The sequence below is a fragment of the Chryseobacterium sp. WX genome, assembly GCF_029542485.1.
Classification (GTDB): Bacteria; Bacteroidota; Bacteroidia; order Flavobacteriales; family Weeksellaceae; genus Chryseobacterium; species Chryseobacterium cucumeris.
The window spans coordinates 4,021,455-4,044,842 of sequence record NZ_CP120710.1 but is presented as its reverse complement, the minus strand read 5'-3'; the positions used below and the strand labels follow the sequence as shown (position 1 = coordinate 4,044,842).

The following is a 23,388-nucleotide window of genomic DNA, read 5'->3' as shown; positions in this document are numbered from 1 at the left end:
AAATACAAGATGAAGATCGTTATACAAAGAGTCTCCGAAGCCAGTGTAAAAGTGGACGGAAAAATTGTTGGAGAAATCGGGAAAGGGCTTATGCTGCTGGTAGGTATAGATGAAAATGATGAAAAGACAGATGCGGACTGGCTTGTACAAAAGGTTTTAAACCTGAGAATCTTTGGAGATGAAGATGACAAGCTTAATCTTTCCGTGAAAGATATTTCAGGAGAAATTCTTTGTATCAGTCAGTTTACATTGATTGCAGATTATAAAAAAGGCAACAGACCTTCTTTCATAAAGGCTGCAAAACCGGATAAAGCGGTGCCACTTTTTGATTATTTTAAGGAAGAAATCACCAAATCCGGATTAAAAACAGAAAGCGGAATTTTCGGAGCAGATATGAAGGTTTCCCTGATCAATGACGGACCGGTTACCATTGTGATGGATTCTATCACCAAAAGCTAAGCAGAAAAAGACAAATGTGTAAAATACACCCGATACGCTTCAATTTATGAAGCGTATTTTTTTGATGAGTAAGTATCAAATATGTGCTCTTAAATCTCATAGGTTTTGAAAACCTTTGAGATAATCACTCAAAACAAAAAAAATCCCTTATATAAAAGAAAAGAGTAAAAATTTAAAAAATAAAATCACAAAAAAGTGATTTGTTTTCATTTTATTATTATTTTTGATATAAATCAAAACTGATTTACAACCATTTAACAAAATTATATGAAAACAAAAATCAACCTTTTCGCATTATTTGCGTTCTGCTCTACTCTGTCTTTCGGACAGGACAGTCAGCCCAAAATGGCTAATGATCAAAATTCAATTATTTACGTCTGCTTTTCAAAAGGCATCAATTCAGAAAAAACGGCTTTCAGCAGAAACGCTGATCTGGAAAGATTCTCAAGAGAAAACCACATTTCATTTAAGTATGATCTGGACTTTACAGACAGCAAACTTGATGAAATGGCCAGAAGCAGCAAAGCCATCGGTAATTCCGGAGAGTCTGTGGAAAAGCTGAAAAGAATCTATAAGGCTGATATTCCTCTTCAAAATAAAGAAGTTTCAGAAAAAATTATCCGTACTCTTGAGAGATTTCCAGAAATAGAATATGTATCTGTAATGAGTGCCGAGCCTATTGAACCTCCTTTGGTAAATGCTTTTGTAGCGACTCCTGATCTGGAAAGCCTGCAGACCTATCTGAATGACAATCCTGGAATCAACGCCAAATACGCATGGTCAAGAGGAATCACAGGGCAGAATATCCGTGTGCGCGATGTAGAATATGGTTTCTATAAAACTCACGAGATGCTGTCTAACCAAAATTCAATTCAACTTGAACCCGGCTACTCTCCTAATGCAGGATTGGCCAATAATAACTATCGTGACCATGGAACTGCTGTAGTAAGTATTTTAGGTTCTATAAAAGACAATATAGGACTTACCGGAGCTGCTTATAGTGCTTCTGAAATAAAAGGTTATATGGAATGGACTACTGTGGGATACAACCGAGCTTCTGCTGTAAGCAGATCTATCAATGCATCTCAGGCCGGAGATATTATATTATACGAAATGCAGACTGGTGGAAAAGACGGTCAGTATTGCCCTGCGGAATATGATAAAGTAATCTGGGATCTTACAAAAGCTGCTACTGATTCAGGAATTATTATCATTGCAGCAGCGGGTAATGGAAATCAGAATCTGGATGACCCGTTTTATGCCACCTATCTTGCGAGAGGAAACAGCGGTGCTATCATTGTAGGAGCAGGATCTCCTAATACTACCCATTCGAAATTAAGCTTCAGCACTTTTGGTAGCAGAGTGGATGTTCAGGGTTGGGGAAGCAGTGTGATGGCTGCAGGTTATGGATCTTATGCGAAATACGACAATGACAACAACAGAACTTATAATTATTTCAGTGGTACAAGTTCTGCAACACCGGTGGTTTCTTCTGCTGCTATTTTAATCCAGTCTTTCTATCGCCAGACTACAGGTCAATATTTAACACCTTCGGCGATGAAAAACCTTTTAATTTCAACAGGAATTCCTCAGGGAGGAACAGTGACGGGCCAAAAGATCGGACCTCTTCCTAATGTTAAAAATGCTATCCTTCAACTGGAAAGTAATTTTACAGCACCTGTTAAGACTTTACCATCATTAGAGGTTAAAATTTATCCTAATCCATCCAGCAGTTCCATTGCTATTCAAAGCAGTGAAAATAAAAAACTGGATGTAGAGATTATTAACCTTCAGGGACGTACAGTGATTAAAAATTCCGTTCTACCAAATGAAAAGATTGATATTTCGCAACTTCCTACGGGACAGTATATCATCAATATTAACGAAGGCCAGAGGAGAGTTGTTGAGAAATTAACCAAATTCTAGAATACAAGATTTTTTATACATTTATTTCACATCAAACCCTCTTTCAGAAAAATGAAAGAGGGTTTTTATTATCAATTTTTATTGATTTTATTTTGCCGGAACGCTGCTGAAATTAAGCGCTACTTTGATGTTCATATCTGAAGAAGTCTGATTCTTCAATTCATAAACGGTTCTTACCGTTAACCCTGAACTTTTTACAATTTCGTCCAGGAATCCTGTATCATTAAGATCAAGATTTAAGCTGGAAGAATTGGTGGAGATATTGGAACGTGAAGCTACTAATCTTTCTCCTGTTCCGTTAGAAGAAACGTATATTTTTACCGTTTTGAATGCACTCAGATTTCCTCCGGAAGGAGAAGCCACAGAGATTTTCGCATCTGAAATTCTTACATCTTTAATTTTTGCATTATTATTTCCTCCGAACCAGGTCTGTACATTGGTAGCCGTTGCAGTGGAAGAAACTTCTTTATCCGCAGGAACTCCTGTAGACACTAAAACATTCGTTGTGTAGGGAAATGTATTCTGAACCAGCGACTGTACAGTTCCGCAACTTACAAGTACAGCTGAAGCGGCCATTGCTGTTAGAACTATATTTTTCATAATTTTAAATTTTAAACTTCAAAGTTTAGTTTGCAGAAATTGTACCAAATTGGTTGGGTCTTATTCCACAGTCACCGTAAAACTTCCTTTGGTATTTCCCGAAGCCATGTTACTTTTTCCGATAATTAACCATACTTCACCTTGTCCGGGAGTATCATAAGTAATTTCTCTTCCAAAAGGTCCGTCGTAGTTCCCGTTTGGAAGTCTGATCTGATTGAAACGGATATTAAAATCTTTCTCTTTTGTTGAAATTTTCGCTTTGATATTGGGACGATCATAACGGGTCAGTTTTAAAATCAAATCCTGATCATCCTTTGTAAATTCTTCTCCAATTGTAAAAGGCAACTGGTTGGCATCTGCCGTTCTTATGATCTGGCCGTCTTTTTCATCTCTCATTACGCCTTTGCGCAATACTTCCTTAGTGACCGGAGCGTTGTTAATAATTGAATCTTTTTTCCTTGATGCTACAGAATCTTTTTTTACCACAGAATCAGGCATTTCTGTTACCACTGTAGAGTCCTTATCCGCGACATTTGTCACAGCAGGTTCTTTTTTACAGGCAACAATTATCAAAGGAATTAACAATAAGCTTTTTTTCATAATAATTAATTTTAAGAATGGATCAGCATCTATTATGCTGAGCTCATTGAAATGCTAAAATTGTTCCAATCCGTTGAATGTTTTATTTTCCGTTTGTAATTCTTTTTCATCATTTGTTCCTGCCCATTTAAATGTAAAGTACATAAAGTTGAGCAATACTCCCATCAATAGAGTAACACCCCATGTTTTGGTATATTCCATAGGATAGATGAATCTCACCACAATATCCGAGAAGAGACCAAAGGGATTGTTGAGAACATCCCAGCTGTTCCATCTCAGAAAACGGCCAAGATAGACTCCAAAGCTGCTCATAAAAAGAAAAAGGACAACTAAGCCGCTGATGATATTTCTATTCATATAATCAGAAAGCCTCTTTTCAATATCATGAAGACTTATAAAGCCACAGATCAGTCCTGTCCAGGCATAGGAAAGAATCACAATGAGGTCATACCAGATCGGTATCTCATTTCTTGCTCTGAGGTGAAAAAGATCTGTAAGAATGTAGGGAGAATTGGGAAAGAACAATATCCACACTATTACTATAAGGATCAATGAAGTTTTGCTTTTAATATTAAAGGCAAGAATAAAAGAACTTAGTAATAAAGGAATCCACGCAAGAAAAAGATTCCAGTTGAGAAACAAAAACACTTTTGTATCGCTGATATAATATCTGAAAGCTGAAAGGCTAAAACAGAATATGGTCATCATTATCAACAATAGATTAATTTTAAATCTAGAGGATTCCACTAAGTTTTTCATGATATTTTATTTGATGGTATGATAATATATGATCTTTGAAAGGAATGTTTTGGATGTTTCATTTTTCACTTTATCCTGCAAGGTCTTTTTAAGTTTCTGATCATTTTTTTCATCCGCATATTTAAGAAGTGCTTTTTCACTGAAATTGATGGAAGTTACATGATAATTGACCGCAAAATCCTTTCGTTTCATATTCTGGGAAGTAATAAAACCACCCCAGTTGAAGTAACTGCACGCGAGAACAGTTCCATAAAAAAACCAAATCATTGTATTGATAAGGAAAATGTTTCTTTTCTGTTTTTGGATTTTAATATAAGTAAGGACCAGGCCAACTAACGATAACAACAGAAAAGCAAAAACTCCCAACCTTTTATAGGTGAATGCATAATTAACAATATACTCATAGTTTTTAAGGGCTGCGGAAACCACAAGAATAGCATTGAGGAATATCCAGATTTTGGCTAAGATTTTCAACAAACCTGCTTTTGGATCAAAATTAAATCCGGCTTTAAAATAAAACATGATCACCAAAATAGCCATGACAATAGACATGATTACTGCATTTACTCTTTCATGGGTTTCTTCTGAAAGCTGAACCGGTGTTTTTATGGCTTCATAAAACTGTTCATAATTGTAAGTAATAATAAAGAACACCAATAAAACATTCAACAAGACAAAAGAGATTACTCCACTCATTCGTTCTGCAGCAAGGTCAAGAAAAGAATAAGTAGCCTTTGGAACCCGGGAATCTTTGCGGAAATCATTATCCAGAACATGATTATTTTTGTAAATGAGTTTTTCCACCGCATAATTCCAATAATTAAAAGCAATAAAAAATCCTAAAACCGAAAGACAGAATACCTGCCAAATATTAAGATCCAACTCATAATCTGTGAAAAGGGCTGCAAAATGATTACTTCCTGCGGAATAAATTCCAAAGAAAACAGAAACAAGTACCAGCGGAATCAAAATGAAAGCCAATGTCTTTTGCCATAATCCGGGAACATTCTTTTTAGGAAGCCATTCATCAAAGCTGAAAAAACGGCAGAATGAAGTACAGCAGTTTATCATAAAAACCGGAATTAAGAATAAAATTTTCAATCTTCTGTTCTTCGATTTATAGCCAAGCAAAAGCAGTGAGCTTGCCACCGCAATAAAAGAGGTAAAATCTCCGAACCACGCAAATGCAACACCAGACAGAATACTTGTTGTAAAAAGGACATATAACGTTCTGGTTTTATTTTTTTCCGGTGTTCTAAACAGCGTTAGTACGGCATAGACAATTCCCAGAATTCCAAGGTTCAGCCCTATGTCCTGATCATAAAAAACGATGACAAAAAGAAGGGCTGTAAGAAATATATAATGATGTGTTTTCATGAGGTTTATTATTTAATATTTAAAAATTTAAAGGATTGAAAGATTTAAATTTTGAGAACCGCTTCCAACCAGGGAAACTGTGTCATTATATAGAGGTATAAGGTTGTAATCGGAATATTGACAAGCAGGAGAAGGACCGAATTACCAGAAGCTTTCTGTTCTGAAACATCAGTAAGATAAATAATCAACTCGTGCAGAAGGATAAACATATTAATCACGGCAGTTACCAATACATAATAAAAGCCAAGCTCAAGAAGAAATTCTGCTCTTATCAACCAAAATGCAAACAGCAGAAGGGTTCCCAGCAGAAAAGAAACAATGAATGATCTTTTCCCTAGCGGACTGAATTTTATTTTTCCCATCATCTTTAGTTTTTAATGAAAAACTGCCGTTTCTTTTTGTTGAATAAAGTCTTTTACATGTTCAAAATTCTGCCATAGCAATTCTTCAAAGTCCCAATGATGGAAGGTTCTCATATTTTGTCCCTTTTTATAAGCTTTGATATAAATTTTCACATATTCAGGAAGGATAAGTGTTCCTAATACGATAGCTGCCAGAAGATGTGCATTGAGCTTACCGTTTCCCAGAAGCAGGTACTGCATGGCAATTTCATCTTCAAAGTTGGTTCCACAGCCCGTAATCAGGTGGTGAACATCATGGTTTTCCATCTTTGGAATCATTGAGAAGCCGTGTTTCCTGTAAAATTCTCCCAGTTTTCGGCCTAAGGAATCTTCCTGAAATTCCAGCAATTGTTTTTCATTGAACTGCCATTGTCTTTTTTTCTTTTTGAAATATTTTCTGTATAACTTTTGAGTTTTATCGTACACAAAAAGCAGAAACTGAACACGTATTTTTTTCATACCGTATTATTTAAAAATTAGATATTGATGAATATTAATTATTGAAAAAACTAAGACCTATCATGGCGTACAGAAATGCGATGGGAATATTAGCAGTCAAAATAAGTATGGCTATCATACATTCTATAAATCTTGATGTATTTAAAACACCATATATCAAAAGTCCCAATATGCATAATAAATTGACTGGCACTCCGAAAACGATCAGCAGATACCCTGCTAAGGCAAACCCGTCATTTTTTGTAATAAGAGCTCCTAAAAGACAAAGAGTTCCAATTGAAAAAAATACTCCGAATACTGTCTTGCCCAGATCTATTATTTCTGAATCTTTCATTATAATTTAAGATTAATCACAAACCAAATTTTAGCTTCCTGCAAAAGGACTTCCGAAAATCCCTACTGCTAATTCAATCCATACCAATGCTATAGTCAGCACAATGAAAATACATATCATCACTTTCTGACTTTGTTTTTTAATTCTGTTTCTGATCAGATTGATGATAAAAGCGGTTGTAAAAAGCAAAGCTCCTGCAATAAGAAAATCTGCTCCTGACCAGTTCACTTCCTTAGAAAATAGATTTCCAACCAAGGGAATACTGAGTAAAGCTAATGGAAGGGCATAAATTGTGAGTGTTTTTTGTTTTTGTGTCATCATTTTATTTAATTTTATTATATAAAGTACTTTGTAATTCAAAGTTAATTTTTAAAAAAATATAGGACTATCGCCCCAATAATTTTTCCAGTGCATTCAAATGTTCCGTAAAAGCTTGCCTTCCACTTTGTGTAACACGATAAGAGGTTTTAGGCTTCTTACCTACAAATTCTTTTTTCACTTCTATATAACCAGCTTTCTCCAGTGCATTGCTGTGGCTTGCCAGATTCCCATCGGTTATTTCGAGCAGGTTTTTCATTTCGGAAAAATCAACCCAGTCGTTGACCATAAGAACGGACATAATGCCCAGTCTTACACGGCTTTCGAATTCTTTATTGAGCTGATTTATTTTGATCATAATTTCTTAATTCTTATTAGGAAAACACTGATTTCCAATTGCACCTCCTCCATATTGAAGAGCCAAAGATCTATTTACCAAGATATATTGACATCCATTATTGTACTCTCCCCTGTTGGTACCTGCCTTTTGAAAAATATTAAAAGAAAACATTCCCATTCCACTTCTTTTAAATCCAATTTTTAAAGGCTCTCCATCTTCTACAGAGATACAATTAGCCTTATCTAATTTACTTTTTAAAACTCTAACCTCTCTTTCTTCCCATCCTACTAAATCTCTAATTTTTTTTGATTGTAAAACATTGGAACCTACATTCCAATTTTGATACATAATTTTTGTTGAATCTTTAGTTGTTATCGTTAAACGATTCAATACTTTATCACTTTTAAATTCAATATTTACAGAATAGTTTTCGGGCTTAATTGCATTATAATATTTAATTAAATCTGCGATTTCAACTTCTCTCAAGTAATACTCTTCTTTCAGTTCAGAAACTGAATAACTCTTATCAAAACTTCCAAAAGCATAACCAATCATTAAAGTCACTGCAATAAAACCTACTAAAAACAAACCTCCAATGGCACAAAGTATTATAATGAAATATTTGAATATTTTATTCATTTTACTATTTATACTTCTTATGCATGATCAATCCATAGACAATATGCAGAACACCGAAACCAATGGCCCAGAACAGCAATCCCCATCCTAAAAAGAACAAAGAAATAAGTCCTAAAATAATTTCAAGATATCCTAAATACTTTACATCTGTTAATGTATATCGTTCTGCAGCTACCAAAGCTAATCCATAAAAAATAAGAGTAGCCGGAGCAATGAAAACAAAAAGATGATGATAAAGCAGAGCGAGACAAAAGACACCGCCTGCTAACAAAGGTACTGCAAAGGTAATCAAAAGTCGCTTTGTCGTGGCATCCCAGATCTTCAAACCTTTTTTTTTGCTTTTGTGGGCAGTAAAAATATAACCACTAAGAACAGCTACAACCAAAATAGCAATCCCAATCAGAACAAGTTCTTTAACCAAGGCAGGTCCCAGAATATTTCTGTCCCCATCAAGATAGTTGATCCCTTCTCTCTGAAAAACAAAATACACATATACGACTCCAATAATAGCCGTTAAACCCGCAACAACTCCGGATAAACCACTTAGCGAAATAAATCTGGAGGACCGTTCCATCATAGAACGGATATGGGATAAGTCTTCGTGATAGTTTTTTGAATCCATAAAAAGAACTTTGAATTACAAAGTTATAATTTATTTTGAATTTTCCTACTCTTTATTTTAAATTTTAAAATATTTTTTACTAAAAACCTCATCATTACTAACAGAAGTAAAAAAAGAGAACCCTACTAAAGCAGGATTCTCAATCATATATTAAAATCTGTACGTGTTATAATGGATTCTGAACAATCAATGGGTTAGCATTGATTTCAGTTCTTGGAATCAGGAATTCCCAACGCAAGTCTGTATTAGCTACTGTCATTACATTATTAGTCACTACTGAAGAATGATTAGCTCCTGTTCTGTCCAAACCTAAATTCAATCTCTTAAGATCTAAGAATCTGAAACCTTCACCCCAGAATTCAAGTCTTCTACTGTCAAGAATTTCTGTGATATAAGCAGCACCTGTTGTGGTAGCCCCAGGATATGATGGGTTTCTGTTTTTAGCAAATACGTTGAAAACGGCTTTAGAACCAGCTTCGTCTCCAGATCTTGCCAAAGCTTCTGCTTCAATAAGATACATTTCTGCAGATCTCATATAAGGAACATCTACCCTGCTGTCTGCCTGGCTTGCAGCAAGAAACTTCTGTCCTGTATAAGGGAATTTAGCATATGTTGAAGGTAAAGCAAGTGCTGTATGTGCACCCGTTGGATCAAAATTCTTAGTTCTGATATCTGTAGATGGGAATGATAAAAACAATTTACTATTAATTGCTTTAGGGGCCTGACGAATATTGGTGGAGTTAAAGTTTCTTGACATATATGCTCCAAAATTCGAAAATGTGTCTCCCTGATCTGCTATAATAGTAGCACCCCACATCCATTCAGAAACGCCTGCTAAATTATTAAATCCTGCGGTATAGGTTGCATTATCCATCAGAGCAAATCCTACACGTGCTGATTGAGCTGCTGTTACAGCAGCAGCATAATTCCCCTGCGTTAATGCAATTCTGGCTTTTAATCCTAAAACTACTTTGTCATTAAAATGCGATTTTGTAGCTCTGGTTATTCCTGTAAGCCTTGTTGATGCTTCATTAAGGTCTTTATTGATCTGAGTATATACTTCTTCTACTGTGTTTCTTGCCAAAGGAATTTCATTCGCTACCAATCTGATTGGAACTCCAAGCTGAGTATTGTTTGTACCTGGCACATATCTTTTACCATAAATTTGAACTAACATATAGTAACAGAAAGCTCTGAATGCATAAGCCTCACCAATAGCTGCTTTAATGGTAGTAGCATCAGCAGCAGTAGGTGCTGGAACTGAAGGGCCATTTGCAATAACCAGATTTGCATTTCTGATTAATGCATAATAAAACTGATAAGGATAAAAATCATTAGCGGCATTATCATTTACCTGATCCTGCCATCTCACCGTTGAAATATACCAACCGTTTCCTGTAGAAGGAAATACAAGATCATCTGCTAAAGCATCCATCATGATCATAATTCCACCCTGACCATTTTGTCCCTGATTATCATTTTGTCTGAAATACATATCTCTATGCATCCCGTTTACAATAGCCATAAGGTTGGCAGCACTTGAATAAGCTGCTTCCTCAGAGGCCGCAGTCGTAGGATCCGTTTCAAGATAATCACTCTCACATGAAACCGTTCCCGCAAAGACTGAAAGAACAACAGCCCATTTTATATATTGTTTTGCTATATTTTTCATTACTTTAATTATTTAAAAAGATACATTAAATCCTATTGTCACCACTCTCGCCGGAGTATACCTGTTTGATGCCGTACCGTTGAATGCCTGAGCTGGCTCCAACCCTTTTCTTGCTGTTTTACTCCATAAATTTTCACCTGAAACAAGGATTCTTAATCCTGAAACCCCCAGCTGAGATAAAGTTTCCGGAGTAAAGCTATAACTTAAAGTAGCTTGCCTAAATGTAAGAAAATCTGAGCTTACCAGCCATCTTGATGAAGCAGCATTAGAACTTGTATATGTTGAAGAGTTCAATGCCGGAATATCTGTGATTTGTCCAGGCGTTGTCCATCTATCCAGAATATCTGTACTTAAAGCTCCTCCCTGTGAGTAACTAGACATCAAAGCAGCATAGTTGGAGTCATATGTTTTTCCACCTAACTGATAGGTAAACATTGCTGATAGTGACCATTGTTTATAGGTAATTGTAGTTCCGAAACTTCCAAACAAGTCAGGAATTGCTGTGCCAGAATAGTCATATTTTGCTTTATTGAAGTTGGTAGTAACTTTTTGACCATTTACCGTTCTGATATCTGCAGCTGTTGTATTAGCATAAGCATCAGCTACCAGGAATAAAGGTGAACCATCCGCAGGATCTACCCCATACCATTGTCTCAACCAATAATCATACACTGAGTGTCCTACAGAAATTTTCTTAGTTCCATTGATAATTTCCGTTATCCCATTGGAAAGTTCTGTAATCTGATTTTTAAGCGTAGAGGCATTGGCATTAATATTCCAGGTAAAATTTTGATTTTTAATAACATCAGCATTAATACTGAATTCAAATCCGCGGTTATACATAGTTCCTACATTTCGACTAATTGTATTATCTGGAACACCTGAAGAAACCGGAACCGGAACCGGGAAAATCAGATCTTCAGTCACTCTGTTATAATATTCTACAGACCCTGTAATTCTATTATTTAAAAAGCCAAAATCAATTCCTACATCGGTTTGTTTATTAGCTTCCCAGGTAATGGTAGGATCTGCTAAAAAACCAAATAAGATTCCAGGCTCCTGAGCATTATTATATCCTAAAGTATATGTACTTTTATACATGTAATAACTGTCTGTTCTGTCATTCCCAACTTCACCATATGACGCTCTCAATTTCAATTCACTGATAAGATTAGAATTACTTAAAAATTCTTCTCCTTTCAGTCGCCATCCTGCACCGAGAGACCAGAATGAATCCCATCTTACATCTTTGGCAAACCTTGATGAACCATCCCAGCGGATAGAACCTGAAAGTAAGTATTTTGATTTGTAATCATAATTCAATCTTGAAAATACTCCTTCTTTTCTATAGTTGTCTGAACGTGAAGTAAGTGATGATGGAGTCACAAAGTTAACCAACTCATCATTATCATCTACGATCTGACCTTTTTTATACCCATAAAGATATTCATACATGAATTTATAATTTTCATGTCCTAAAAGGAATTCAAAATTATGATCTCCAAATTTTCTTTTATAGTTTAAGAGCTGGTTCCAGGTAAAGGTTTGCTCTGTAAAGCTAAATTTTTCCGCTGAACCTCCCGGAGCTGCATCTCCAATAATTTTATTTCCATAAGTACTTCTTCTGTTATTTCTGATATCATACCCTACATTGGTAGACAAAGTAAGATAAGGATCTACTTTGATTTCAGCATAGGCTCTGGAAATAATATAATAGTTTTTAGAAAGGTCTTTATTTAAAAGTGTTTCCTGAATTACGTTTCTTCCAGCCGCCGCATCAGCACCCCTAGCACTTCCAGCATCATACATGATATTCCCGGCACTATCGTAAAGTGTAGCAAATGTAGTAGGATCATGAGCATACGGACTGTAAATAGGTCCCATTGTTCTTGTCCATCTGTATGGGTTGATATAAGCAGAATTATTATCTACACCTTCTACCGAGTTATTTCCGTTAGAAGATACTCCACTGATACTACTCCCTAATTTCAACCAGCTTTTAACCTGAGAATCTACTTTTAATCTTGCCGTAAATCTTTCAAAATCTGATTTGATAAGATATCCGGTTTCATTGGTATATCCTACTGAGGAAAAATAGGTTGTTGTATTACTTCCTCCACTGTAATTTAATTCATAATTCTGTCTGAAACCTGTATTCATCAATGGTTTTTGCCAATCCAGGTCTGTATATTTTAACTGAGCATTTGAGTTCAAAAGTCCATTGACAACCAATTGATTATCCGGCACATTAAAAACATTGGTCTTAAGAACACCTGAAATCAATTGTGTAGTAGCGTAAGCATTGGCATCCGCCACACTAGTACCTGGTACAGAAGTCATTCTACCGTTTCTTATTGCCTCCCAAACAAGAGGATAATATTGATAAACATTTACTCTGTCATATTCCGGGATTGATCTTCCTACCGCTCCGGTACTCATGCTAAAGTTAAATGCATCTTTTCCTTTTCTACCGGATTTTGTAGTGATCAAAACAACACCATTAGCAGCAGCAGAACCATACAAAGAAGTAGAAGCAGCATCTTTCAGGATATTGAATGATGCAATATCATTGGGATTAATTGCCGCAAGAGATCCGGTATACACTGTACCATCAACTACATATAACGGAGCAGTTGTAATTCCATAAGAGCCTATCCCACGGATCTGGATACTTGGTGAGCTTCCCGGCTGTCCTGTTCCGGTACTTACTTTTACACCAGCACTGGCTCCATCCAAAGCCTGCCCGATACTTGTTATCGGTCGATCGGCAAATTGTTTTGCTTTAATTTCTGTATTGGAGCCAACCATTGTTTCTCTTTTCTGGCTTCCGTAAGCAACCACTACAATTTCATCAATCTTGGTATCCTGCGGTATGGTGTCGCGCTTAGCCTTTTGGGCTTCTACCATGTGTCCTCCTACAAAGAATAGCACGGCAGTACTTAATATTAACTTCACTTTCATATTTAACATATTTTAACAGTATTAATGCAAATATATGTAACAAAAATTAATAAAAAGGCAATAAAAAAGATAATTAAATAAATTAACCGCAAATGATTTATATTTTTAATCAATTAATCAATATTAATTAAAAATATAAGTTAAAATTGAGTTAATTTAGTTTTAAAAACATTAAACAATTATTTAAAATTAGTTAAAACAATGAAAATACTATACTAAAATTGTCATTTTATTGACACAGAAAAACAATTAGATAAAATAATATATGAATAACACAATATAAAAAATACAAAGAAAAATGCTAGATTTCTATTAAAAACATTAGAATCTAAGATTAAGATAAAACATAAAAAATCCGGAAAAACAAATGTTTCCCGGATCATATTTAGACAAAATACTTTTTTTAAAACAATTAAAAAATTACTTCACTCTTAATCTTTCTTTAATAGACTCAATATTTTTCTTTGCAGAATCTTCAAGAATAAGACTGGCACTCATATGAATCCTTGCCGGCATCAGCTCATTGAAGTGGTCAGTTCCTTCCCATGAAACTTTTTTGATTAATGCTAGAGCATCGCTGCTTCTTGATGCTAGAGTATGTAAAAACTTCTCCAGCTTTTCATCCATTTCTTCAATAGTATCTGAAACAGAATGGTAAATATTGTGTTGCTCAGCCCATTCTGCAGATCTGAAATCTGCATCAATGGCCATAGCGGAGAATTGTGACTTACCTATTTTTCTTTCAACATAAGGCCCAATTACAAAAGGTCCGATTCCAAGATTGATTTCAGTAAGTGCCAGCGCTGAATCTTTAGTAGCAAAACAATAATCTGCTCCGCAGGCAATTCCTACTCCTCCACCGGTAGTTTTCCCCTGTACTCTTACCACTACAATTTTTCCGCAGTTTCTCATTGCATTTAAAACTTTAGCAAAACCTCCGAAAAATTTTGTGGAAGCCTCCAGTTCCTCAATGGCTAAGAGCTCGTCAAAACTTGCTCCTGCACAAAACGCTTTCTCACCTGCACTTTTTACTAAAATAGCCTTCACTTCTTCTTTTGCTCCTTCTTCAAGGATGGTTTCTGCCAGCTTTTCTAAAATTGCCCCCGGAAGAGAGTTGCTTTTGAGTGTTCCGAAAGTAATTTCGGCAATATTATTTTTAATTTCTGATGCTACAAATTCGCTCATTTTTATTTTTATTGGATTCTTACAAAAATACGAAATACAGCTCGTTTAGAGAAACTTAAAGTATAAATTTTCTTTTTAAACCTGCATATTTCACAACATCTATTACGTAGAAATACGGAGTTTTTAATTTGGTATTTTCTACTCTAGCACCACCCTACTATTAATCGTTCCTTTGAACTGAGAATACATAATAATCAAAAGGCGGATTCTGAAAAGCCTGCAAGAGAGTAAGAAATTTAAAAAACTAAAAACATTTTATCATGGACGAGTACATTGGAATTGTAAAATTATTTGCAGGAAATTTTGCACCTAGAGGCTGGATGTTTTGTGACGGAAGTCTGATAAGCATTTCAAGAAATTCTGCCTTATTCTCTATTTTAGGAACAACGTATGGTGGAGACGGTATTACTACTTTCGCTTTACCTAACTTAAAAGGGCGTATGGCTCTAGGAGCAGGAAATGTAAATGCCAACCAATTTTATCCTTTGGGAGTAGTGTCCGGAACTACACAAAATACACTTTTAGCATCCAACCTTCCAAGTGTGGGTGCAGGATTTCAGCTTAAGGTAGCTAATAAAAATGCTAATTCATCTACCCCTACAGCCACGTCAACAATTGCGATCTCAGGGACACAAGTGGGAAGAGACTTCAATGCAGTACCTAGTTTCGTGAATGATGCCAACCCTGATACGATTATTAATAATCAAAGTATTGCCTTCATAGGACAAAATCTGCCTGTGAACAATATGCCACCTTATCTAGGTTTAAATTATATCATCTGTGTTGAAGGTATTTATCCTCCAAGAGATTAATAGCTATACAATAACCTAACATTTAAAACAAAAATCATGAAAAGCACTACTTTTTTAGCAATCTGTAGTCTGCTCATTTCAATTTTCTCATTCGGGCAGACCAGTACGGAACAATTTGAGACAGAATCGAACGGGAGTACAAGCTTCACCGATAATGGAGTCATTTTCAATATCATTTCACATGTAAGTGTTTTTGATATTCAGGGGAATTTCCCGGGAACTGGCTGGAGTGGAACAGCTAATGATAACAGATACATTGATAATTCTAACAATACTCAATCTCCGCCATCATTCAGTATAAAAACCACTTCCAATTTGTTTAAAGTAAACAGATTCTGGATGTATCTTTCTGCATTGAACCTGGATCTTAATGTAGCAGGAACACTTACTGTAACCGGAAAACTAAGCGGTGTAACAAAATTTACGCAAACAAAAACTACCGGATTTGCAACCAGCTTAGGCAGCACAAATGGATACACCTTAATTGATCTTACCAACTTAAATGGTCAGAATTATTCAAACATTGTGATTGATGAGTTACAAATCACCGCGAACGGAGCTTTCCGATATGTAGGTTTGGATGCTTTCACTTGGGTGAAAGACAGTAATCTGGTACTGGGTACTTCGGAAACTAAAAGCATTAAAAAAGACCTGACTGTTTATCCTAATCCAACCAACGGACCTATTTCTATTACTACAGAAAAAGCCAGTGAAGCTAAAATCTATAGTCTGGATGGTAAAATGCTGAAAACTATACAAACTCAAAAAGGGAATAATGAAATCAATATTTCAGAGCTTCCAAAAGGAGTTTATATTATTAAAACAGCAACAGAATCTACGAAAGTTATTAAAAACTAATCGTAAGAAATTTCACAAGTTCCATATTCCCATAAAGATTCTAATTCATGAATGACAAATCCCTTTCGACGAAGGGATTTTGTCATTTCTGCAAAGCTAAAATGTACTTGTCTATATAAAGCTGTTTTTCTTTCAATTTGTACTGCTGGATATATCTTGGATGTTCCAACACCGTCATTGTATCAAACAATTTTGCTTCTTTATTTAATTTTGAAATAAAATCGGCATTCTTCTTACCAAGAACAAAAACTTCTGAAGTATCGAGATTAAGGCTGATATGATTATTCAGAGATTCTATCATAAAGTCTTTTACCGCTTCGAAAAGTTTTTTATCATCATAGTAATTGGCATTAAGCCATCCGTTTTTTGTTTTCCTTACGATAGCCAATGGAAATGGAGAGTTGATATAAATATCTTTGTAAAAAAGATCAGCTCCACCATAGCTCTCCATCATGTCATACATAAATACGGAAGAAATTTCATGGGTATGGGCAGATTCCATTTTGATTCCGCAGACACTTTCCAATCTTTTGGTATCGGTAAACGGGACTCCTGTTACTCCAGCTCCATGACGGCTTGGATTGATTCCAATGATAAATTTTCTTCGAGATGAATCATTATAATATTTATGATAAAACTTCTGCATTACCATCAATGTTTCAGGATTTTCCAGATACGGATTCAGAACATCAAAACCTTCAGGTAGATTCCCGATATAGTTCAGATTTTCATTGAATGTAATAACATGGTCTGCAAAAGTTGTATTCATATTTAGTTTTTAGAAAAAATAAAATTTTCAGGCTGATCATCATCAATATCCTCATCTTCATCTTCTTCACTTAAAGCCAGTTCAATATCAATAAATTGAATATATAAACCACATATCTCTCCATTGCCATCATAAGCAAAATAAACAGGGTAGCTGCCGTCACCAAAGCCGCTGGCAAACATCGGAATCTGATAGTCGGTACCTGGAACCGTCCAGTTGATCCAGTCTCCTGCTTCTCTTTGATTGTTGGGATAATCTTTATAGCTTTGTGAGAAAAGCTCTGCAAAATAATCATCATAAACATTGTCGACATTTATTTCATCAACAAATTGATCTACAAAAGGAAGCACTTCTTTATCCGCAATACAACCTAAACCAGCATCCACCTCAAAACCAAAAAAATCATCATCGGTTACGCCTTCCAATTCTTCAATCCCGACCAATGCTTCTCTATAAATAACAGGTTTTTCTTTGGTAAATTCAACTTTTATAACAGCATATCTATCTCCCCAATCTTCAGATTTTACTACAGCAATAGCTACAGGAAAATTCCCTTTCGGAGCCTGAATAAAATAAGGCGATTGATTGCCATTCAGGGATACCAGCGGATCTCTTACCACCACTTTTCCGGAAGGAAGAGAAACATTTCAAATTTTCATGGTCTCCATTTTCAGCCCCATAATTTCATCAGAAATAAAATAGGTTTCCAGATCTGTAGGACTAACCAGAATATTTTTTACTTCTTCCCATTTTTGCATCCATTTTTCGTTCATTGCTCTCGATTTTATGATTGAATTTTAAAATTAGTACTTTTTTACAAGGGAAAGAAGAGGCTGAAACTAAGAATATGTTAAAACTTAATCATTCACTTAAATAAATTATCGATCAAAAAGAAACTGAATTATCATATTTCATGATCCTCTTCCTAAGTTTTAATTCATATTATTTTTTTATTAAATTCGTTTTCAATGAAATAGCGATTTCACCTAAAACTTTTAACCTATGATCGGAATTATCATTGAGCTTATCATTTCATGGCTTCTCCTTAAGTTTATAGCAAAAAAGGATCTTTCTGTTTTAGGATTTAAGCCTAATTCAACAAGGCTGGCTCATTGGAGCATTGGTCTTCTTTTGGCTGCTGCTATTTGCAGCCTTTATCATATCATGACAACTGCATTCATCAATAATGGCTGGATTCTGAATAAGCAACTTACATTATCCGCTGTATTGATGGGTATATGGTGGGTTCTGAAGTCTGTATTGTTTGAAGAATTACTTTTCAGAGGAGCTTTGCTTTATCTTGCTATAGAAAAATGGGGAACGACAAAAGCCTGCCTTTTATCTGCTGCGTGCTTCGGAATCTACCATTGGTTTTCTTATAATGCATTTGGAAATCCTTTTCAGATGGGAATTATTTTTGGAATGACTGCTATCTTTGGGTGGATGCTGGCTGTATCTTTTGCTAAAACTCAATCTCTATATCTTCCTATAGGTCTCCATCTGGGCTGGAATTTGTTTAATATTATTGTATTTTCAAATGGTCCGTTAGGCAAACAGCTCTTCATGAAAGCCAATATAAACCATTTGGAAGGAATCCCTTCATTGCTTGTTTTTTTGTTTCAGATATTCGCGTTACCCATTTTAATGTACGGATATTTTAAGTTTAAGAAAAAAATATAAAAAAACTGCCAATCACGAGGAGTAGCAGCTTTGTGTATTGTTTTAAGTTAAAAAAGTCTAAGAATCCGCACAGATATAACATGCTCTGGCAATATCAGGCCATCTTCCAGGAAGACAACAGCTTCCAGGAGGACAAGGATTAAGGGTGCAAGACCAGTTTGGCCCGGCTCCTTTAAGAGATCTCAACTCATGTCTTGAAAGTTTTTTTAAGTTTTTCATAGTGGTTGGTTTTGATGTTCTCTCCTACTCTATATGCTTTTCGGATTTCGCCTATTAAAGTTAGTAATTTTTCAAACAAAAAACCATAACTAACTGAAATAATGAATATTTCAATTTATACAAGACTAATATTCTAAAGGCTTATAATTTCTAAAAACCTTATAGAGATCCTTATCATTTCCTTTGAATACTTTTTCTTCAATAACCTTAAACTTGCCTGTAGAATCTTTTTCTTCCACCACTATTTTATCAGAAACATCCACTCTGGCAAATTCTTGAAGAGAGTCTTTTCTGATTGTAAGAAAGGATGTGATAGTAGAGCCAGTTAAAATCAGTGAATTAATACAATTTAATTTAGGATTATAAGTTAAGTTTGGATAAGATTCAGAATTTTTGATGTGGATGAAATCTTTATTCTCAGGATCATAAACAAATAATGTCATCACTATATTTCCTCCTCTTCCTGCGATTCCACTTTGATAAGTCACATCATTAAAGCCATCATTATTAAAATCACCAATTTGAACATCTAAACCCGTTACTCCATCTTTGATAAATTTAAAAGTATTTTTTAATTCCCAGGTATGAAACATAGATCCTTTACTTTCCACCCAAATATCTTTTAGATCATAAACATTCAAGGTAACAAATACATCACCATTCTTAATATGTCTAAATTTTTCAAACTCTACTTTAGTTTTACCTTTTCTTCCCACATTCAGACTGTCAACAAATTTTTCTTCAGAATAATAGCCGTCTTTATCTTGTTTTAGATTTCCTGAACAGGAAAAAAGAAATAAAATTGAGAAAGCGCAAAAGACAATGTTAAAAGAAGTTTTTAATGATTTCATGATTAAAAATTTTCAAATTTTATTACTTATGTTAAGGTTTCAAACCTTGGCAGGAGTTATTAAAAAGTCCCTTTCAGTTTAAACCGGAAGGGACTCTAAATTTATATTTTATTTTGAATTAAATCAATCCAAATTGTTGGAAGTGGTGTGTAAAATGCTTTTTGTGCATCAGTTCCCACATTTCTTTATTCAGCTTTCCGAAAACGTAATTCATGTGCTCTGCCTGCGGGTTTTCCTTATAGTAGATCACAAACTTCTTCAGGTTATCCATGAATGACAGTTTTGCTGCTTCCAGATTTTTATGTTTGGGTTCCGGAAGTGAACCGTCCTGCGGAAGGAATGGAGCTGTAAATTCTTTTGGCATTGCTCTGTGGTTGTAAAGAGAATCCTGCCATTTTTCAAGATTTTCTTCTGGAGTAAAGCATTTTTCTGCTTCAGGCTCTCCAAAGCTTACCAATACCGCCTGTTCAAGATGTTCTAACATCTGCTGAGGAGACATTTTTCCCCAAAGTGCAGGTGTACTTTCTGTTAATCCATTCAGTATTTTCTGAACATTTTTCAAATTCAGATCAATGAAAGGAGATTGTTTTGCTACCAGTGTTAAAATTGTTGCCACGCAAACTACCTCATCTCTTTGGTTTACAACTTCAACCAGCCATTTTACAACACCTGAAGGAATATTTCTTCCTTTTACTCCTCTGTTGATTTTCTCTTTTGCTGTCAGATAAACAGTGATCGTATCTCCGGCATATACAGGCTTGAAGAAACTACATTCTTCTAATCCGTAATTGGCAATAACAGGCCCTTTTTTACCTGAAACGAATAATCCCGCTGCTGCTGAAAGAATGAAATATCCGTGAGCAACAGTTTTATCGAAAATAGTACCTGTTAAACTTGTAGCATCTGTATGGGCATAGAAATGATCCCATGAAACATTGGAGAAATTAACGATATCTGCGTCAGTAACCGTTCTTCCTGCTGTTTCCAAAGAATCTCCTACTTCCACTTCTTCAAAATATTTCTGGAAAGGATGTTTATCTGAGAATTTTTTCTCTGCTCCCTGCTGGTAGATCTTAGTAATAGCTTTCAACACATCCGGTGATCCCTGAATAGCTGTTTTCTGTAAGAAGAAATGAAGACCGCTAAGTCCGCCCATTTCCTCACCGCCACCAGCTCTACCAGGACCTCCGTGCATTAATGTCGGAAGTGGAGAACCATGACCTGTGCTTTCTTTGGCGTTATCTCTGTTCAATACAAAGATTCTTCCGTGCTGGGAAGCCATTTTCCATGAAGTCTCTGCGATAAAGTTCTCATCGTGAGAAACAATAGATCCTACCAGACTTCCTTTTCCTCTTTTTGCCAGTGCAGCTGCTTCTTCAGCATCTTTATACGGCATCAATGTAGATACTGGTCCGAAAGCTTCTACATCATGAGAGATATTTTTTTCAAAAGGCCTGTCGTTCAGGAATAATTTCGGGCTCATAAATGCACCATTTTCATAGTTAGCATCTATCAGTTCGTGTTTACCGTCATAGACAAGTTCTGTTTCTGATTTTAATAGGTTTACTTTTCTCAGAACTTCTTCGTACTGCTGTCTTCCCACTAAAGATCCCATTTTGGTTTCTCTGCTTAATGGGTTTCCGATTTTTGTTTGATCTAAAGCTTTAGATAAAGCATTCTGAACATCACCGATTAAATGCTCGGGAACGATGATTCTTCTGATCGCAGTACACTTCTGCCCTGCTTTTGTCGTCATTTCGTTACGAACTTCTTTGATGAACAGATCGAATTCAGGAGTTCCCGGTTTTGCTTCCAATCCAAGAATTGAACAGTTTAATGAATCTGCTTCCATGTTGAAACGAACCGCATTTCCTGCAATAGATGGCAGTGATTTTAATTTTCTTCCTGTATTGGCTGAACCTGTGAACAATACAGAATCTCCATCCTGTACATAATCTAAGATATTTCCTGGTTCTCCGCACACTAACTGAACAGCTCCTTCAGGTAATACTCCACTTTCAATCATATCCTGGAATACAGCATTGGTAAGGTAAGACCCGAAAGGAGATGGTTTTACAATAGAAGGCACACCCGCTAACAATGAAGTTGACAATTTTTCCAACATACCCCAAACCGGAAAGTTATAAGCATTGATCTGTACTGAGACTCCTTCACTAGGCGTTAAGATATGTGTTCCCAGGAAAGTTCCGTTAGCAGAAATCTTCTGGGTATCACCATCTACCCAAAATGAAGTATTCGGAAGCATTCTTTTTGCCAATCCGGAATAGGTAAAGAAAGTTCCGAAACCTCCTTCAATATCCACCCACGAATCTATGTGGGTAGCTCCCGTCTTGTATGATAAGTCATAGTATTTTTTCTTTCTTTCCAGTAAGTAAAGTGCTACTTTTTTCAACATTTCTCCGCGGTCGTAGAAAGTCATTGAAGAAAGGTTTTTGTACCCTACGGTTCTTCCGTAGTCAAGAGCCTGTTCAAAATTAAGCCCTTCTGTATCGGAAACAGCTACCTGTTCTCCTGTAACGGCGTTGTACAAAGGAACTCCGTTTCCGGTACCTTCTACCCATTGTCCGTAGATATAGTTTTTTAACTTTTCCATAAAATATTTAATTTATCAATGTAGAAGTGTAACAGTTTACCAATAATTGTTTGCTGTGGATTTATTGTTACATTTTTACATTGGTATATTGTTACATTTATTTTTATTTCGGTTCCTGATAAGGAAACAATTTCACTAATCCTTCATACAAACTTCTGTGAAGAATGGTTGCATGATTGTCTGTTTCCATCATTTTATATTCTAATGTCCAGTTTTTCTTTCCTGCTTTTTTCAAAACATCATAGAAAACTTCTGCATCTTTTATCATTACCGGATGTTCACCTTTTCCTACAGAAACGTAGACAAACTTTTTAGTGTCCGGGGATTTTGAAAGCAGTTGTGGAGCTTGTTTTAAAAGGCTTTCATCATCCCACCACAAACTTGGACTGATAATAAAATAGTTATTGAACATTTCCGGCTTTTTTAAAAGGATTTCCGTTGCCAATAGTCCTCCCAAAGACTGACCGAAAAGGTATTTATCTGCAGTTTTAAACTGACTTTCCACGTAAGGCTTTAGTTCTTTTTCAACGAATGCAATAAACTTATCTGAATGTCCTGTTGTAGGATAGTCTTTTTGTAAGTCTTTCAAATCCGTATGAAAGGTAAAATCTCTTTTTCTGTCTACATTAGCAACTCCCACCACAATGGTTTCCGGCATGGAATACATCTGATTAAAGAATTGTACTAATCCTGTAACGTGAATAAAATCTTCGTTCATACTTCCATCTAATAAATAAATTACCGGGTATGATTTTGTTTTATCATATCCCTGTGGAAGATAAATATTCAGCGTTCTGTCTTCATTTAAGGTTTTGGACTTAATGGTCCTCACTTCTCCTATTGTAAGCGGTTTTGTAGCAACAGTCTGTGCTGATAACGTACACCCCACCGCAAACATTATGCTGCATGCAAGCGCAATTTTTTTAATCATAT

The 23,388-nt window shown here is 35.6% G+C and carries 26 protein-coding genes; 5 read left to right on the top strand and 21 right to left on the bottom strand.

Going from position 1 to position 23,388, the window contains the following annotated elements:
• Positions 1–9 precede the first annotated feature (9 nt).
• Both dtd and PZ898_RS18305 read left to right on the top strand, forming a co-directional pair.
• A complete protein-coding gene (dtd, locus tag PZ898_RS18310; protein WP_062672151.1) occupies positions 10–459 on the top strand; it encodes a D-aminoacyl-tRNA deacylase in 450 nt (149 codons plus the stop codon).
• 267 nt (positions 460–726) lie between these two features.
• Entirely contained in the window at positions 727–2,385 is a 1,659-nt protein-coding gene (locus PZ898_RS18305; RefSeq protein ID WP_216445418.1) for a S8 family peptidase, read from the top strand.
• A gap of 87 nt (positions 2,386–2,472) precedes the next feature.
• On the opposite strand, the gene PZ898_RS18300 is transcribed toward PZ898_RS18305, so the two are convergent.
• From PZ898_RS18300 to PZ898_RS18235, 14 genes are all read right to left on the bottom strand, one after another.
• Positions 2,473–2,985, bottom strand: coding sequence for a hypothetical protein (locus PZ898_RS18300; protein WP_062672154.1), 513 nt, complete (start codon positions 2,983–2,985; stop codon positions 2,473–2,475).
• 60 nt (positions 2,986–3,045) lie between these two features.
• Positions 3,046–3,585, bottom strand: coding sequence for a hypothetical protein (locus PZ898_RS18295; protein WP_062672156.1), 540 nt, complete (start codon positions 3,583–3,585; stop codon positions 3,046–3,048).
• A gap of 54 nt (positions 3,586–3,639) precedes the next feature.
• Positions 3,640–4,344: a DUF1361 domain-containing protein gene (locus PZ898_RS18290; protein WP_277693909.1), complete on the bottom strand. Its 705-nt coding sequence runs from the start codon at positions 4,342–4,344 to the stop codon at positions 3,640–3,642.
• 6 nt (positions 4,345–4,350) lie between these two features.
• Positions 4,351–5,721, bottom strand: a complete 1,371-nt coding sequence (locus PZ898_RS18285) for a DUF4153 domain-containing protein (protein ID WP_277693908.1) — start codon at positions 5,719–5,721, stop codon at positions 4,351–4,353.
• Positions 5,722–5,765: 44 nt separating this feature from the next.
• Positions 5,766–6,086, bottom strand: a complete 321-nt coding sequence (locus PZ898_RS18280) for a hypothetical protein (protein WP_147367644.1) — start codon at positions 6,084–6,086, stop codon at positions 5,766–5,768.
• Between the two features lie 9 nt (positions 6,087–6,095).
• Positions 6,096–6,581, bottom strand: coding sequence for a Coq4 family protein (locus PZ898_RS18275; protein WP_062672163.1), 486 nt, complete (start codon positions 6,579–6,581; stop codon positions 6,096–6,098).
• Positions 6,582–6,615: 34 nt separating this feature from the next.
• Positions 6,616–6,915 (bottom strand): hypothetical protein, encoded by a 300-nt coding sequence (locus PZ898_RS18270; protein ID WP_123279562.1) that lies wholly within the window; start codon positions 6,913–6,915, stop codon positions 6,616–6,618.
• A gap of 30 nt (positions 6,916–6,945) precedes the next feature.
• Positions 6,946–7,236: a hypothetical protein gene (locus PZ898_RS18265; RefSeq protein ID WP_277693907.1), complete on the bottom strand. Its 291-nt coding sequence runs from the start codon at positions 7,234–7,236 to the stop codon at positions 6,946–6,948.
• A gap of 64 nt (positions 7,237–7,300) precedes the next feature.
• Positions 7,301–7,591: a transcriptional regulator gene (locus tag PZ898_RS18260; protein WP_034695841.1), complete on the bottom strand. Its 291-nt coding sequence runs from the start codon at positions 7,589–7,591 to the stop codon at positions 7,301–7,303.
• A 6-nt stretch (positions 7,592–7,597) separates the two neighbouring features.
• Positions 7,598–8,212: a hypothetical protein gene (locus tag PZ898_RS18255; RefSeq protein WP_131797487.1), complete on the bottom strand. Its 615-nt coding sequence runs from the start codon at positions 8,210–8,212 to the stop codon at positions 7,598–7,600.
• A gap of 4 nt (positions 8,213–8,216) precedes the next feature.
• A complete protein-coding gene (locus PZ898_RS18250; protein ID WP_123279565.1) occupies positions 8,217–8,834 on the bottom strand; it encodes a hypothetical protein in 618 nt (205 codons plus the stop codon).
• A 166-nt stretch (positions 8,835–9,000) separates the two neighbouring features.
• Complete coding sequence (locus PZ898_RS18245; RefSeq protein WP_062672173.1) at positions 9,001–10,506, bottom strand: RagB/SusD family nutrient uptake outer membrane protein; 1,506 nt, start codon at positions 10,504–10,506, stop codon at positions 9,001–9,003.
• A gap of 12 nt (positions 10,507–10,518) precedes the next feature.
• Positions 10,519–13,467: a SusC/RagA family TonB-linked outer membrane protein gene (locus PZ898_RS18240; RefSeq protein ID WP_062672304.1), complete on the bottom strand. Its 2,949-nt coding sequence runs from the start codon at positions 13,465–13,467 to the stop codon at positions 10,519–10,521.
• A gap of 420 nt (positions 13,468–13,887) precedes the next feature.
• On the bottom strand, positions 13,888–14,652 hold the full coding sequence (locus PZ898_RS18235) for an enoyl-CoA hydratase/isomerase family protein (RefSeq protein WP_216445423.1): 765 nt from the start codon (positions 14,650–14,652) through the stop codon (positions 13,888–13,890).
• Between the two features lie 260 nt (positions 14,653–14,912).
• Between PZ898_RS18235 and PZ898_RS18230 the strand changes: the two genes are divergently transcribed.
• Positions 14,913–15,464, top strand: coding sequence for a tail fiber protein (locus PZ898_RS18230; protein WP_062672177.1), 552 nt, complete (start codon positions 14,913–14,915; stop codon positions 15,462–15,464).
• Between the two features lie 36 nt (positions 15,465–15,500).
• Entirely contained in the window at positions 15,501–16,322 is an 822-nt protein-coding gene (locus tag PZ898_RS18225) for a T9SS type A sorting domain-containing protein (RefSeq protein WP_062672179.1), read from the top strand.
• 82 nt (positions 16,323–16,404) lie between these two features.
• Here PZ898_RS18225 and PZ898_RS18220 read toward each other — a convergent pair whose 3' ends face one another.
• The 3 genes from PZ898_RS18220 to PZ898_RS18210 are packed head-to-tail and all read right to left on the bottom strand — an operon-like array spanning position 16,405 to position 17,864.
• Positions 16,405–17,091 (bottom strand): SMUG2 DNA glycosylase family protein, encoded by a 687-nt coding sequence (locus PZ898_RS18220; RefSeq protein ID WP_123279569.1) that lies wholly within the window; start codon positions 17,089–17,091, stop codon positions 16,405–16,407.
• 2 nt (positions 17,092–17,093) lie between these two features.
• Entirely contained in the window at positions 17,094–17,714 is a 621-nt protein-coding gene (locus PZ898_RS18215; protein WP_277693906.1) for a DUF4241 domain-containing protein, read from the bottom strand.
• Positions 17,715–17,738: 24 nt separating this feature from the next.
• The gene (locus tag PZ898_RS18210; protein ID WP_277693905.1) at positions 17,739–17,864 is read right to left on the bottom strand and encodes a hypothetical protein; all 126 of its coding nucleotides are present in this window, start codon (positions 17,862–17,864) and stop codon (positions 17,739–17,741) included.
• Between the two features lie 229 nt (positions 17,865–18,093).
• Here PZ898_RS18210 and PZ898_RS18205 point away from each other — a divergent pair, with 229 nt between their 5' ends.
• Entirely contained in the window at positions 18,094–18,771 is a 678-nt protein-coding gene (locus PZ898_RS18205) for a CPBP family intramembrane glutamic endopeptidase (protein ID WP_277693904.1), read from the top strand.
• A gap of 57 nt (positions 18,772–18,828) precedes the next feature.
• Here PZ898_RS18205 and PZ898_RS18200 read toward each other — a convergent pair whose 3' ends face one another.
• The 4 genes from PZ898_RS18200 to PZ898_RS18185 form a co-directional block, all read right to left on the bottom strand.
• A complete protein-coding gene (locus PZ898_RS18200; protein WP_157885761.1) occupies positions 18,829–18,990 on the bottom strand; it encodes a hypothetical protein in 162 nt (53 codons plus the stop codon).
• A gap of 125 nt (positions 18,991–19,115) precedes the next feature.
• Positions 19,116–19,841 carry a hypothetical protein gene (locus PZ898_RS18195; RefSeq protein ID WP_062672188.1) on the bottom strand — a complete coding sequence of 242 codons (726 nt, stop codon included), beginning with the start codon at positions 19,839–19,841 and terminating at the stop codon, positions 19,116–19,118.
• Between the two features lie 118 nt (positions 19,842–19,959).
• Positions 19,960–22,455: a phenylacetic acid degradation bifunctional protein PaaZ gene (gene paaZ / locus PZ898_RS18190; protein WP_062672190.1), complete on the bottom strand. Its 2,496-nt coding sequence runs from the start codon at positions 22,453–22,455 to the stop codon at positions 19,960–19,962.
• Between the two features lie 103 nt (positions 22,456–22,558).
• Positions 22,559–23,386, bottom strand: coding sequence for an alpha/beta hydrolase-fold protein (locus PZ898_RS18185; RefSeq protein ID WP_120233612.1), 828 nt, complete (start codon positions 23,384–23,386; stop codon positions 22,559–22,561).
• Positions 23,387–23,388: the final 2 nt, after the last annotated feature.